This is a genomic window from Amycolatopsis sacchari, assembly GCF_900114035.1.
In the GTDB taxonomy this organism is placed as follows: Bacteria; Actinomycetota; Actinomycetes; order Mycobacteriales; family Pseudonocardiaceae; genus Amycolatopsis_E; species Amycolatopsis_E sacchari.
The window spans coordinates 342120-355244 of record NZ_FORP01000002.1; the positions used below are offsets into that span (position 1 = coordinate 342120).

The 13125-nt window shown below is 69.7% G+C and carries 11 protein-coding genes; 6 read left to right on the forward strand and 5 right to left on the reverse strand.

From position 1 onward, the window contains the following. Positions 1-17 precede the first annotated feature (17 nt). Positions 18-314, reverse strand: a complete 297-nt coding sequence (locus BMZ92_RS05695) for an MTH1187 family thiamine-binding protein (protein WP_091504648.1) — start codon at positions 312-314, stop codon at positions 18-20. Positions 315-385: 71 nt separating this feature from the next. Between BMZ92_RS05695 and BMZ92_RS05700 the strand changes: the two genes are divergently transcribed. Next, positions 386-886: a MarR family winged helix-turn-helix transcriptional regulator gene (locus tag BMZ92_RS05700; protein WP_091504649.1), complete on the forward strand. Its 501-nt coding sequence runs from the start codon at positions 386-388 to the stop codon at positions 884-886. A gap of 46 nt (positions 887-932) precedes the next feature. On the opposite strand, the gene BMZ92_RS05705 is transcribed toward BMZ92_RS05700, so the two are convergent. From BMZ92_RS05705 to BMZ92_RS05715, 3 genes are all read right to left on the reverse strand, one after another. Further along, positions 933-1295, reverse strand: coding sequence for a DUF3817 domain-containing protein (locus BMZ92_RS05705; protein WP_091504650.1), 363 nt, complete (start codon positions 1293-1295; stop codon positions 933-935). Between the two features lie 328 nt (positions 1296-1623). After that, positions 1624-3984, reverse strand: a complete 2361-nt coding sequence (locus tag BMZ92_RS05710) for a GH92 family glycosyl hydrolase (protein WP_091504651.1) — start codon at positions 3982-3984, stop codon at positions 1624-1626. 3 nt (positions 3985-3987) lie between these two features. Beyond that, positions 3988-7155 carry a GH92 family glycosyl hydrolase gene (locus tag BMZ92_RS05715; RefSeq protein ID WP_091504844.1) on the reverse strand — a complete coding sequence of 1056 codons (3168 nt, stop codon included), beginning with the start codon at positions 7153-7155 and terminating at the stop codon, positions 3988-3990. 303 nt (positions 7156-7458) lie between these two features. On the opposite strand from BMZ92_RS05715, the gene BMZ92_RS05720 reads away from it, so the two are divergent. From BMZ92_RS05720 to BMZ92_RS05740, 5 genes are read left to right on the forward strand one after another with little or no spacing between them, the layout of a single operon-like run. Continuing rightward, entirely contained in the window at positions 7459-8442 is a 984-nt protein-coding gene (locus BMZ92_RS05720; protein WP_091504652.1) for a LacI family DNA-binding transcriptional regulator, read from the forward strand. Then, complete coding sequence (locus tag BMZ92_RS05725; RefSeq protein WP_091504653.1) at positions 8439-9449, forward strand: class I mannose-6-phosphate isomerase; 1011 nt, start codon at positions 8439-8441, stop codon at positions 9447-9449. Before BMZ92_RS05720 ends, BMZ92_RS05725 begins: the two co-directional genes overlap by 4 nt. Position 9450: 1 nt before the next feature. Next, positions 9451-10218 (forward strand): ATP-binding cassette domain-containing protein, encoded by a 768-nt coding sequence (locus BMZ92_RS05730; protein ID WP_091504654.1) that lies wholly within the window; start codon positions 9451-9453, stop codon positions 10216-10218. Further along, the gene (locus BMZ92_RS05735) at positions 10215-11255 is read left to right on the forward strand and encodes an ABC transporter permease (RefSeq protein WP_091504655.1); all 1041 of its coding nucleotides are present in this window, start codon (positions 10215-10217) and stop codon (positions 11253-11255) included. The genes BMZ92_RS05730 and BMZ92_RS05735 overlap by 4 nt, the downstream gene beginning before the upstream one ends. A gap of 28 nt (positions 11256-11283) precedes the next feature. Continuing rightward, positions 11284-12261 (forward strand): ABC transporter substrate-binding protein, encoded by a 978-nt coding sequence (locus tag BMZ92_RS05740; protein WP_091504656.1) that lies wholly within the window; start codon positions 11284-11286, stop codon positions 12259-12261. Positions 12262-12294: 33 nt separating this feature from the next. Here the strand turns inward: BMZ92_RS05740 and BMZ92_RS05745 are convergent, their stop codons facing one another. Then, positions 12295-13095: a helix-turn-helix domain-containing protein gene (locus BMZ92_RS05745; RefSeq protein WP_091504657.1), complete on the reverse strand. Its 801-nt coding sequence runs from the start codon at positions 13093-13095 to the stop codon at positions 12295-12297. Positions 13096-13125 lie beyond the last annotated feature (30 nt).

The window sequence follows — 13125 nt, forward strand, 5'->3', positions numbered from 1 at the left end:
ACGGCAGCCCGCGAGAATCACCGCAGGTGCTCCTCCACCCGCTCGACCTTCGCCGACAGCTGACCCTCGTACCCCGGCCGGATGTCGGCCTTGAGCACGAGCGAGACCCGCGCGGCGCCCTGACCTGCTGCTTCGACCGCGCGCTTCACGACGTCCATGACCTCGTCCCAGTCACCTTCGACGTTCGTGAACATCGCGTTCGTCTCGTTCGGCAGCCCCGACTCGCGTACCACCTTGACCGCCCTGGCGACGGCCTCGCTCACGCCGCCGTCCGGATCCCCGCCGGACGGGCTGACGCTGAATGCCACGATCATGTCGTTCCTCCTCCGGTTTGTGGCACCACCCTGCCCCATGACCCTGGTACCCGCTGGTAGCTTCCCGGTTCATGAACCGCCCACTGCCGTTCGACCCGATCGCCCGCGCCGCCCAGCTGTGGGAGGACCGGGTCGGGCCCTCCGGCACGATGGCCGCGGTGACCGGGTTGATGCGCGTCCAGCAGATCATCCAGTCAGCCGTGGACGGCGCGCTGAAGCCCCACGGGCTCACCTTCGCCCGCTACGAGGCGCTCGTCCTGCTCAGCTTCGCGCGCCGGTCGAGCCTGCCGATGCGCGTCATGGGTGAGCGCCTGCAGCTGCACCCGACGAGCGTCACGAACATCGTCGACCGCCTGGAGCGGGACGGGCTCGTCAAGCGCGTGCCGCACCCCACCGACCGCCGCACCACCCTCGTCGAGATCACCGACGAGGGCCGGGCACGGCACGCCGAGGCGACCAAGGCCGTCACGGCGATCGACTTCGGCCTCGTCGGGCTCACCCCCGCCCAGACCAGCCAGCTCACCGAACTGCTCACCCGCGTCCGCAAGGCGACCGGCGACTTCGTGGAGTGAAAAACGGCCCCCACCCCGCCGGGGTGAGGGCCGTCTCCGCAGAACGTCAGGCGGCCGCGGTCTCGCGGACGATCAGGCCGACGCCACCGTGCGCGAGGCGCTCCGGGCCGTCGAGCTTGCCGGTGCGCAGCGCCCACTTCTCGAACCACCAGGTGAACAGCGGCGGGATGCTGGCGAGCAGCGCCATCACGAGGACCTTCGGCTTCCACGCGAGCGGCTTGAACACGGCCAGCGTCACCACGACGTAGCAGATGAAGATCACGCCGTGCACCATGCCCAGCACCGGGACCCCGCCTTCGTTGGCCGCGGAGAACCCGTACTTGAGGATCATCCCGATCACCAGGGCGGCCCAGGAGAGCGCCTCGGCTACTGCGGCCACGCGGAACACGAGAGCGGCCTTGCTGGACACTGCTTTCCTCCTCAGTGGATGCACACAAAAAAGCCCGACACCGTCAACCACGCTGTCGGACGTTTCGGTATCAGTGTGCGCCGTGACGCTCCTCACGGGAACATCGGGGGTCGTGATTGTTCTCACGACCCCCGATGCTTACCCATAAGACGTGGCTTGCGGAACGGTGCGGGTAGCGGAACCTGAGGCGGCCCCTCGCTCCGGGATCGCCGACTCATGACCGCCAGGTCACCACGTCGGCGCTGTCCTCGCGAGGAACCACCTCAGAACCCGCAGCGGTGCAAGCTGACTGCGTGGTGAAGCGGCTACGCCGCTTGTGAAACACGCACTAGCCGCAGGGCGACGGAGGCGCTCCGCCGGGACCCGTTGCCCACGTGGCCTTCGCGGCGTCCGTGGTCAGCCGGAAGTCCAGGGTGGACCCCCGCGTCAGCTGCTCCAGCGAGACGTAGGCCCGGTCACTCGGCACGCCGTTGACGCGGAGCCCCTGCACGTACTGCAGCTGCGACGCGTCGGCCCCGCCCGCCTTCAGCACGACGCTGCGCCCGTTCTCCAGGTGCACCACGGCCTTCGCGAACTCCGGCGCGCTCAGCACGAACTGCCCGGTGCCCGGCACCGCCGGGTACAGCCCGAGCGCGCTGAACACGTACCAAGCCGACATCTCGCCGAGGTCGTCGTTGCCCGTGACGCCGTTGGGGGCGTTGGTGAACAGGGTGTGCGCCGCCCGGACGACCGTGGAGGTCTTCCACGGCTGGCCGATCAGCGCGTACATCCACGGCGAGTGCAGGTCCGGTTCGTTGTTGGGGTTGTACCGGAACTGGTTGTAGTAGTTGTACGGCCCGGTGACCCACTCCTCACGCACCGTCTTGGCCGGGTCGGCCAGCAGGTCCGAGTAGGCGAAGAAGTCGTCGAGCCGGGCCGCCGTGGCCTGCTGCCCGCCCATCCGCTGCACGAGGCCGGGGATGTCCTGCTGGGTCAGCCACTGGTACTGCCACGCGGTGCCCTCGTGGAACCCGTCCTGCCCCTCGGGCGTGTAGGGCCCGTCGGCGGGGGTGAACCAGTCGCCCCCGGTCACCTTCGGCCGCGGGAAGCCCGTGAAGCCGCGGTCGGTCACGGTGCTGTCCCACAGGACGCGGTAGTTCTGCCCCTTGGCGGCGAGCGCCTGCGCGTCCTTCGTCTTCCCGAGCCCGCGGGCCATGATCGACAGCGAGCAGTCCGCGAGCGCGTACTCCAGCGTCGCCGACGCGCCGTGGTTCGGGTCGGTGTCCTGCCCCTTCTTCGGGAAGTTCGGGTCGTACTGCACGAACCCGTTCGCCTGGTAGCTCTCGTTGCCCGAGCGCCCCTGGAACGGGGACGAGGCGGGCGGGATCTGCGTCGAGTTCTGCAGCAACGCCTGGTACGCCTGGCCTTCCAGGCCGCGCAGCGCACCGAACCGCCACAGGTCCACCAGGAACGGCGTGACCGGGTCACCGGTCATCGTGTTCGTCTCCTGGTTGGCGTAGGCCCACCGCGGCAGCCAGCCACCCTGGTCGTGGATCGCCAGTATGCTCTGCGCGATGTCGTGCGCCCGGCCCGGCCGCAGCAGGGCGAGCAGCTGGTTCTGCGAGCGGTAGGTGTCCCACAGCGAGAAGTACTGGTAGTACGTCCAGCCGACGGCACGGTGGACCTGGTTGTCGAAGCCGCGGTAGCGGCCGTCGACGTCGTTGCCCGTCAACGGTTGCAGCAACGTGTGGTACAGCGAGGTGTAGAACACCGTGCGCTTGTCACTCGTACCACCGGTGATGTCCACACTGGACAGTTCCTGGCGCCACGTGCGCTGCGTGGCCGCCTTCACGCGGTCGAAGTCGCGGTTGCCCTCCGCCGCGAGGTTGCGGCGGGCGCCGTCGGCGTCCACATAGGAAATCGCCGTAGACGCGGTGACGGAACCGGGGTTGTCGAACGTGAGCCACGCGCCGCGCAGCCCCGCCCCGCCCGCGGACTCCCTGCTGCCGGGCGTGCCGCCGGTCGGCGACCACGTGCCGTAGGAGGTGAAGGGCTTGTCGAACGTCGTGCGGAAGTAGGTCGTGTACGGCTTGCCGCCGCAGAACGCCTGCGACTCCACCGTGCCCTCGACGGTCCGGTTGTCGACGATCCGGACGCTGCTGCCGCTGACCGGTTCCTTGTCGTTGGCCTGCCCGGTGTTGACGAACACATGCGCGGGCCCGGACTGGTCGAACGTGTACCGCTCGAGGCCGGTGCGGGTCGTCGCCGTGGTCTCGACGTCGATCCCGCCGTAGCCGGTCAGGTGGACCTTGTAGTAGCCGGGCTGACCGACCTCACCGTCGTGCGTGTACGGCGAGGCGTACTTCGTCTGGTCGAAAGTGGACGGTTGGCCGGGGTCGAAGGTGCCGGTCCGCGGCAGGGTCGAGACGAGCCCGCCCTGCTCCCAGCAGCCCGCACCGGACAGGAAGAAGTGCCCGAACCCGCGGATCGCGGTGTCCGTGTACTGGTACCCCGCGTAGTGCGAGCCGATGGGGCTGACCTGCGTCATGCCGAAGGGCGCCGAGGCGCCCGGGAACGTGTTGCCCTCGTCCTGCGTGCCGATGAACGTGTTGACCGAGTCGAGCACGTCCACCGGCGCGGCCGCCGCCATCGGGGTGACGACGGCCGCCGGAACGAGGGCGGCAGCGAGTACTGCCACCAGTTTCTTCATGGGTTATCCGATTCCGATCGCGAAAACGTGCAACTGTCCACCCGAGACGTTCGACGGCAGGGTCACGCTCCGCACGGTCTTGCCCGCGGGCAGCGTGATCGGCGCGCTGGCGAACACGTAGGTGTTGATCTGTTGCGGGGTACCGCCGGTGCTGTTGCGGTACGGCGTGGTGAACGCGACCTGGTTGCCGAACGCGGGCTGCTGCCCGCCCGCGCCGAGCGTCCAGTCCGAGAACCCGAGCTGCGCCGTGCTCGAGCTGCCGTCGGTGTAGCTGATCGTCAGCGTGCCGGAGGCGCTGCCGTTGCTGGCCGCGCCGAGGAACGCCAGCCGCCCGCTGCCGGACGCGATGATCGTCTGCCCCTGCGCCTGCACGTTGTCGGGCGAACCCGCGGGGTAGTTCGGCCAGGTGTAGGACAGGCCGCCCACCGTCACCGTGCTGCCCGCCTTGGCCCCGGCGGCGGCGAGGGCGTCGGCGGAGTAGCTGAAGCCCACCCCGTCGAAGTTCGCCGCGGCCGGCTTGGAGTCCGGCGAGATGCCCGCGTTGTTGACCGCCGCCAGCCAGCTGCCCGGCTGCGTCACGAGCACGCCCAGCGTCGAGGACAGCGACGGCTGCCCGGCCGCCGACAGCGTGACCGGCACCTGGTACGAGCCCTCGGCCGTGCTGTCGCCGATGTTCACCGTGACGTTCACCTGGGCCTTGCCGCCGGCGGGCACCGCGATGTCACCGGAGGACGGGGTGACCGTGATGCCCGCCGGCGGGTTGGCGGTCCAGTGCCACGTGCGGGCGGTGCCGGTCAGGTCCTGCGCACCGACCGCGGTGGTACCGGACGAGCCGTTCGGCACGACCAGCCGAGCGGGATCCACATAGGACACCGCGGCCGGCTCACCGTCGCGGAACGACGGCGGCGCGTCCGACGGCGCACTGCCCCACGAGGTGTCCGGCGTGGTGGACAACGTGAAGTCCAGCGTGCCGCCCGTGGTGGGGAAGGACTCCGGCAGCCAGGTCTTGGTCGAGGAGACGCCGTTGACCTTCAGCCCGGTCACGTACTGGCCGGTGCCGTTGCCGTTGATGGTGATCTTCTTGCCGAGCCCGGTCGTCACCACGGCCTTCGGGAACAGCGGCGAGCCGACCACCAGCTCCGCGCGGCCCGGGATCTCCGGGTACACGCCGAGCGCCGACCAGACGTACCAGGACGACATCTGGCCGAGGTCGTCGTTGCCGATCAGGCCCTGCGGGTTCGGGTTGTACAGCTCGGTCTGCACGCGCCGCACGATCGACTGCGTCTTGTAGGGCGCACCGGTGAAGTCGTACAGCCACGCCACGTTCGAGTTGGGCTCGTTGCCCAGGAACGCGTGCGGGTCCTGCGTGCCGGCGTTCAGCTCCGTCAGGAACTCGTCCAAACGGGACTGCACGGCCTGGTTGCCGCCGAACGCCGTGATGAGGCCGGCGACGTCGTAGGGCACCATCCAGCTGTACTGCGCGCCGTTGCCCTCGACCCAGCCCTGCGAGCTGCCCGGGTTGTACGGCGTGGTGAAGGTGCCGTCGGCGTTGCGCGGCTGCAGGTAGCCGGTCGCCGGGTTGTACAGGTTCTGCCAGTACTGGGCACGCTTCATGAAGTTCTGGTACGTCGAGCTGTCGCCGAGCCGCGCGGCGAGCTGCGCGATGGAGAAGTCGGCGCTGGTGTACTCCAGCGTGTCGGCGCCGGCGCCGGGCACGTAGCCGAGCTTCTGGTAGTCCTCCAGCCCGGGGCGTTCGGTGTAGCCCTGGGTGGTGGGCTGCGTCGCGCCGCGGATCATGGACAGCAACGCGTTGTGCGCGTCGAAGTCCTTGGCACCGAAGGCGTACATGCTGGACACGATGATGTGGTACGGGTCGCCGTTCATCACGCCCGTGTAGTCGTTGGCGACCGTCCAGCGGTCCCACGCGCCGCCTTGCGCGGCGTAGGCGACCATCGAGTTCGCGATGTCCGAGGACTCCTTGGGCGCCAGCAGCGCCAGCAGCTGGGCCTCCGAGCGGTAGATGTCCCAGCCGGAGAAGTTCGTGTACATCGCGTGGCCCTTGGCCGCCGTGTGCACGCGCCCGTCGAACCCGGTGTAGCGGCCATCGACGTCGGAGAACACGTTCGGCTGGATCAGCGAGTGGTACAGCGCGGTGTAGAACGTGGTCTTGTCGGCGTCGGAACCACCGGTGATCTGGATCTGGTTGAGCCGGTCGTTCCAGGCCTTGCGCGCCGCGGCCGCCACGTCGTCGAACGAGCGGCGGTTGTTCTCCGCCTTGACGTTCGCCTGCGCCCCGTCGACGGACACGAAGGACAGCCCGACCTGGACGTTGACCTCGGCGCCGGGGGCGAAGGTCACGTAGCCGCCGCTGCCGGGACCGCTGACGGTGGTGTTCTCCGGCTTCTTGGCGTCCGTGCGCGCGGTCTTGGCCTGCTCGGCCGCCAGGGTCTGCGGGGAGACCTTCGACTGCGCGCCACCGTTCTCGACGGCCTTGTTCGGGGTGACCGTGCCGTTGCGCCAGGTGCCGATCGAGGTGAACGGCTGGTCGAACTTGGCGTAGAAGTACACGCGGTAGTGCGAGTCGGTGCCGCAGAACCCGCCGCTGGACGCCCAGCCGCTGACGGTGTCCCTGCCGATCGAGATCTGGGCGTCGTCGGTGCCCGTGACCGAGCCCGACGTGTTGATCAACAGCGTCGACGTGCTGTTCTGCGGGTAGGTGAACCGGCCCGAGCCGGTGCGCTGGGTCGCGGACAGCTCGACGTTCACGCCGCTGTCGAGCTTGACGCTGTACTTACCGGCCGTGGCCTGCTCGTTCGCGTGCGAGAACGGCATGGTGTAGCGGCCGGGGTCGGTCGCGGGCGAAGTGGTGACCTGCCCGTTGTAGGGGATGAAGGGGATGTCCTCGTAGGTGTCGCACCCCGCGCCGGACAGGTGCGTCAGGCTGAAGCCCTTGAGGGCGGTGCTGTCGTAGTAGTAACCGCCCGGCTGGCCGGTGACCGTGTCCGGGCTCCACTGGACCATCCCGAACGGCACCACCGCGCCCGGGAAGTTGTTGCCCGCACCACCGCCGGTGCCCTGGTCCTTGCCGCCCGGCCGGGTGCCGACGAAGGGGTTGACCCACTTCGCCAGGTCCTGTTGCGCGGGCGCCGCGTCCGCCTGCACCGCCGGCATGACCACTGATGTGACCACGAGGCCGGCGGCGAGCGCCAGCCCCTTTCTGACTCGCGAAAGCCTCACTGGCGTCGCCTCCTGTGACAACCTTGTCGCCGCAGGCCACTGTCGTTACTGGCTGACGAGCGGGTCAAGGATCAGGGCGGATCCTGTCTCGTTCCGGACAGGCGATACTCCGTACGCAGCAAGGAGTATCGCCGCTTCTCGTTCGGACCATTGACAACCCGCCCACAAAGGTGTGAAATCCCCAGCACTATGACAACGTTGTCGGACGGCACCCGCGGGTCCGCGAGACGCGCCACCATGAGCGACGTCGCGCGGCTGGCCGGGGTCAGCATCAAGACCGTGTCACGGGTCGTCAACGACGAGCCCGCGGTGCACCCGGAGACCGCGCGTCGCGTCGTCGCGGCCATCGAGCAGCTCGGGTTCCGGCGCAACCTCGGCGCGCGCAACCTGCGCCGGGGCTCCAGCACCGGCACCATCGGCCTGATCGTCGAGGACGTCGGCAACCCGTTCTACTCCGAGCTGAACCGCGCGGTGGAGAAGATCTCGACCTCGTTCGGCAGGCACGTGCTCACCGGGTCGTCCGACGAGAACTCCGACCGGGAACGCGAGCTGGCGCTGGAGTTCTGCTCCCGCCGCGTGGACGGGCTGCTCATCGTCCCCGCCGGCGCCCAGCACCACTACCTGGTGCCGGAGATGCGCGCGGGCACGCCCGTGGTGTTCCTCGACCGCCCGGCAGGCGACATCGTCGCCGACACCGTGCTGGTGGACAACCTCGGCGGCACCATCGAGGCCGTCGCGCACCTGGCCCGCCAGGGCCACCGCCGCATCGCCTTCGTCGGTGACAGCCCCGACATCTTCACGGCAACGGAGCGGTTACGGGGTTTTCGGGAGGGCTGCGTGCGCGCCGGACTCCGTTACGACGAACGGCTCGCGGTCCTGCGCACCCCCACCCAGGAGAACGTCCTCGACGCCGTGGACCGCCTGCTGACCGGCCCCGACCGCGCCACGGCCGTCATCGCGGGGAACAACCGGGTCGCCGTGCACCTGCTGCGCGCGCTGACCCACGTCACCCCGCGCCCCGCGCTGGTGAGCTTCGACGACTTCGAGCTCGCCGATCTGCTCGACCCGCCCGTCACCGTGATCGGCCACGACGTGAGCCGGCTCGGCAAGGCGGCGGCCGAGCTGCTGTTCGCAAGGATCCACGGCGAGGACTCCCCGCCGAGAAAGGTAGTGCTGCCCGTGCACCTCGTACCCCGCGGCTCCGGTGAGGTCGCCCCGTGAGTTCTCCGATCAAGCTCCCGGCCAACCAGCCGCCCCAGTTCTACCGCGGTGGCGCGGCCATCGCCGCCCTGCGCGGCGCCGACTCCGGCAAGGAGTTCGGCCCGGAGGACTGGGTCGCGTCCACCACCACCCTCTACGGCCAGGAGGAGAACGGCCTGACGAGACTGCCCGACGGCAGGTGGCTGCGGGACGCGGTGCGGGCGGACCCCGAGGCGTGGCTGGGCGCCAAGCACGTGGCCGCCTTCTCGGACTCGACGGCGCTGCTGGTCAAGCTGCTCGACGCCGGGCAGCGGCTGCCCGTGCACTTCCACCCGTCGAACTCCTTCGCGCGGCAGCACTTCGACTCGCACTTCGGCAAGACCGAGGCATGGATCGTGGTCGGCACGAGCGGCGACGACCCGCGAGTCTACCCCGGCTTCAAGGAGAGCGTGGACCCCAAGACGGTCGCCGGGTGGGTGCGTGAGCAGGACACCGAGGCGATGCTCGGGGCACTCAACAGCGTGCCCGTCAAGCCGGGTGACAACGTCTACATCCCGGCCGGCCTGCCGCACGCCATCGGCGAGGGCGTGTTCGTCGTCGAACTCCAGCAGCCGACGGACTTCTCGCTGACCATCGAGTGGCGCGACTTCCTCGGCAGCCCCGAGAAGGGCCACCTCGGCATCGGGTTCGACGCGGCCCTGCAGGCGCTCGACACCTCCGCCCGCGACCCCGAGTCGATCATCAAGCGCACCGCGGACCTCGACGAGTCCACAGTGGACCTGCTCGTGCCCGGCGCGGCGGAGTTCTTCCGCGCCGACCGGCTGCGCCCCAGCCCGTCCCTCGCGCTCGACCCGTCGTTCACGGTGCTCGTGGTGCTCGACGGCCAGGGCACGCTGAAGACCGAGCACGGCGGCGAACTGGCGCTGGCCAAGGGCGACACCGTCCTGGTGCCGCACGCCGCCGGGCAGTCGGAGGTGGCGGGCGAGCTGACGATCATCCGTTGCCGCCCACCAGCACCGGGAGCATGACATGAGCGACGCCGTCCTGCTGGACGCCCAGAACATCGTGAAGCACTACGGCTCGGTCGAGGCGTTGCGCGGCGCCTCGTTCCAGGCGAGAGCGGGCGAGGTGACCGCGCTGATCGGCGACAACGGCGCCGGGAAGTCGACGTTGATCAAGTGCCTGTCCGGCGCCGAGCAACCGACGTCGGGGCGGATCCTGCTGGACGGCGCGGAGGTGCACCTCGACTCGCCCACCACCGCGCGGCGGCTGGGCATCGAAACCGTGTACCAGGACCTCGCGGTCGCACCCGAGCTCGACCCGGCCGCGAACCTCTTCCTGGGCAGGGAGATCCACCGGCGCGGCCTCCTCGGCAAGCTGGGGATGCTGGACAAGGCCGAGATGCGGCGGCAGGCGGTCGAGGAGTTCAAGCGGCTCGGCGTGACGCTGCAGAGCACGGACGTGCCGATCGGCTCGCTGTCCGGCGGGCAGCGGCAGAGCGTCGCCGTCGCGCGGTCGGTGGTGTGGGCGAGCAAGGTCGTCTTCATGGACGAGCCGACCGCCGCGCTCGGCGTCGTGCAGCGCGAACGCGTGCTGGACGTCATCCGGCGGGTGCGGGACCAGGGCATCGCGGTCGTGCTGATCAGCCACAACATGCCCGAGGTGCTGTCGGTGTCCGACCGGATCGAGGTGCTGCGGCTCGGCAGCAGGGTCGCGCGGTTCCAGGCCTCGGAGACCAAGCTGGAGGACCTCGTCGCCGCGATGACCGGGGCGCTCACCCACGAGGAGGCGGCGTGACCGCAACCAAGGAGATCCAGTCCACTGTGGAGGGTGGCTTCGGGAAGCGCTCCCTCGGGCAGCGGCTGATCGGGGCGAACACGTTCTGGATCGCGCTCGTACTCGTCGCGCTGATCATCGTGTTCAGCGTGCTCAAGCCGGGCCAGTTCGCGACGGTGTTCACGTTCCAGACGCTGCTCATCGAGACGTCCGTGCTGCTCGTGCTGTCGGTCGGGATGACGTTCGTGATCATCACCTCCGGCATCGACCTGTCCGTCGGCTCCGTGCTGATCTTCGCGGGCATGGTGTGCGGCAAGACGATGGAAGCGCTTTCCGACGGCAACGCGAGCAACGCGGGCTGGGGCGTCATCGGCATCGGGCTGGTCGCGGCCGTGCTGTCCGGCACGATCTGGGGCCTGATCAACGGGTTCCTCATCGCGGTCGCGAAGATCCCGCCGCTGATCGTCACCCTCGGCACGATGGGGGCGGCGCTCGGCGCGGCGTACCTGCTCAACAACGGGTCCGACGTCCGCAGCGTGCCGACGGTGCTGAACAAGACGCTCGGCTACGGCACCTCGCTCGGCGGGATCCCGAACCTGGTGCTGGTGGCGGTGGTGATCACGCTCATCGGCGCGTGGCTGCTGCACACCACCAAGTTCGGCCGCTACACCTACGCGGTCGGCTCGAACGCCGAAGCCGCCCGCCGGGCCGGGATCGGCGTCACGCGGCACCTGCTCAAGGTGTACCTGCTCACCGGGTTCCTCGCCGGGATCGCCGGGTTCATGTCGCTGGCGTACTACGCGTCGACGACCATCACCGCGCACACGACGGACAACCTCAACGCCATCGCGGCGACGGTCATGGGCGGCACGAGCCTGTTCGGCGGGATCGGCTCGGTGCTGGGCACGGTCATCGGGGTGTTCATCCCGGCCGTGCTCAAGAAGGGGTTCAACATCACGCAGGTGCCGGACTTCTGGCAGATGATCGCGGTCGGCGCGGTGCTCGTCGCCGCCGTGTGGTTCGACCAGCGCCGCCGCAGGCAGCGCAACTCTCGATGAACTACAACGAGGTAGGGAGTTCGATTCGATGAAGAAGGTGCTCACGGCCGGCGTCGTGGCGGCGACGGCGGTGCTGCTCGCCGCGTGCAGCTCCGGGCAGGTCGGCGGCGGTTCCGGCGGCGGGGTGCAGAACAACAAGCAGCTCGCGCTGATCCCCGGTGTGCAGGCGGAGCCGTTCTACATCTCGATGCAGTGCGGGGCCGAGGCCGAGGCGAAGAAGCTCGGCTACACGCTCACCACCCAGGCGCCGCAGCAGTTCGACGCGGCCCTGCAGACGGAGAAGGTCAACGCGCTGGGCTCCAACCCGCCGGCGGCGTTGCTCATCGCGCCGACCGACGACACGGCGATGCTCGCGCCGATCCAGCAGGTCGCCAACCGCGGCACGAAGATCGTCCAGGTCGACACCTCGCTGAAGGACTCCAGCATCGCGGTTTCGTCGATCTCGTCCAACAACGTCGAGGGCGGCCAGCTCGCGGCGAAGACGCTGGCCGAGCTGGTCGGCAACCGCCAGGGTTCCGTGCTCGTGCTCGACACGAAGGCGGGCACGTCCACGACGGCCGCCCGGGTGCAGGGCTTCACCGACGAGCTCAAGAACCACCCGAACCTGAAGTCGATCGGCGTCCAGTTCACGAACAACGAACCGGAGCAGGCGGCGTCGAAGGTCACCGCGGCACTGGCGTCCACCCCGGACCTGATCGGCATCTTCGCCACGAACCTCAACACGGGCGAGGGCGCGGCGACGGGCCTGCGCAACGCGGGCAAGACGGGTCAGGTGAACCTCGTCGGCTTCGACGCCAGTCCGTCCGAAGTGGACGGTCTGCGCAGCGGCGAGTACCAGGCGCTGATCGCGCAGGACCCGGCGATGATCGGGCAGCAGGGCGTGGACCAGGCGGTCGCGGCGCTGGAGGGCAAGCCGGTGACGAAGAGCCTCACCGCTTCCCTGCACTCGCTGACCAAGGCGAACATGGACGCGAACTCGCAGTACTTCTACAAGCAGTCCTGCTAGCGGTCCTCTCCTGACCCGGGCCCCGCGTCCGGGTCAGGAGATGGCGCGCAGCCTGCCGTCGGGCGCGCGGAGCCGCGTGAGCGCCTGGGCGGTCTCGTCGTCGGCGGGCAGGAAGACGACGAGCTGCTGGCCGTCCGAGGGGAGTTCGAGCGTTTCGCGGTTCAGCCGGAGTTCCCCCGCCGTGGGGTGGGCGAGCCGGAGCACACCCCGCCGCGGCACGACGTGCCGGTTCACCCGCCGGGTGAACTCGGGCCCGAGTTCGAGGTGCTCGGCGGAGGACGACGCCCACGCCTCGAACGCCCGCTCGTCGGCGAGGTCCTCCCAGTCGGGGAAGAAGGTCCTGGCGCGGGGGTCGGCGAAGACGTAGCGGGTGAGGTTCGGCGCGCCGGCGTCCAGCAGGCCGGTCGCCCGCACCATCGCCTCGAAGCAGCTCGTGTGGGCGAGGACGTCGCCGAGCCGGTTGGTCACCACCGCGATGCCGGGTTCGAGGAGGCGGAGGGTCTCCCGCACGGTGGGCCGGACCTCCCGCGGAGCGTGCCGGGTCGACGCGAGGCAGCCGCCGCCGGTGATCTTCGCCAGGTACCGCAGGTGGCTGCGCTCGGCCGGGGAGAGGCTGAGCGCGTCGGCGAGCGCGTTCAGCACGGCGATCGAGGGGTTGTGGTCCCGGCCCTGTTCGAGGCGGGTGAGGTACTCGACGCTGATCCCGGCCCTGGTGGCGAGGTCGACCCGCCGCAGCCCCGGCGAGCGGCGGCGGCCGCGGTCGGGCAGGCCGAGGGACTCCGGCTGGGTGCTGTCGCGCTTGGCTCGGAGGAAATCGCCAAGTGGTGTGCCCATGTGTCGAGGATAAGGCCTGGCGGGACGGCT

Coding starts and splice junctions, on each gene's coding strand:
- BMZ92_RS05720 (WP_091504652.1), top strand. CDS start 7,459: ATGAGCGACGTCGCGCGGCTGGCCGGGGTCAGCATCAAGACCGTGTCA.
- BMZ92_RS05695 (WP_091504648.1), bottom strand. CDS start 314: ATGATCGTGGCATTCAGCGTCAGCCCGTCCGGCGGGGATCCGGACGGC.
- BMZ92_RS05730 (WP_091504654.1), top strand. CDS start 9,451: ATGAGCGACGCCGTCCTGCTGGACGCCCAGAACATCGTGAAGCACTAC.
- BMZ92_RS05740 (WP_091504656.1), top strand. CDS start 11,284: ATGAAGAAGGTGCTCACGGCCGGCGTCGTGGCGGCGACGGCGGTGCTG.
- BMZ92_RS05715 (WP_091504844.1), bottom strand. CDS start 7,155: ATGCCGGCGGTGCAGGCGGACGCGGCGCCCGCGCAACAGGACCTGGCG.
- BMZ92_RS05700 (WP_091504649.1), top strand. CDS start 386: ATGAACCGCCCACTGCCGTTCGACCCGATCGCCCGCGCCGCCCAGCTG.
- BMZ92_RS05745 (WP_091504657.1), bottom strand. CDS start 13,095: ATGGGCACACCACTTGGCGATTTCCTCCGAGCCAAGCGCGACAGCACC.
- BMZ92_RS05710 (WP_091504651.1), bottom strand. CDS start 3,984: ATGAAGAAACTGGTGGCAGTACTCGCTGCCGCCCTCGTTCCGGCGGCC.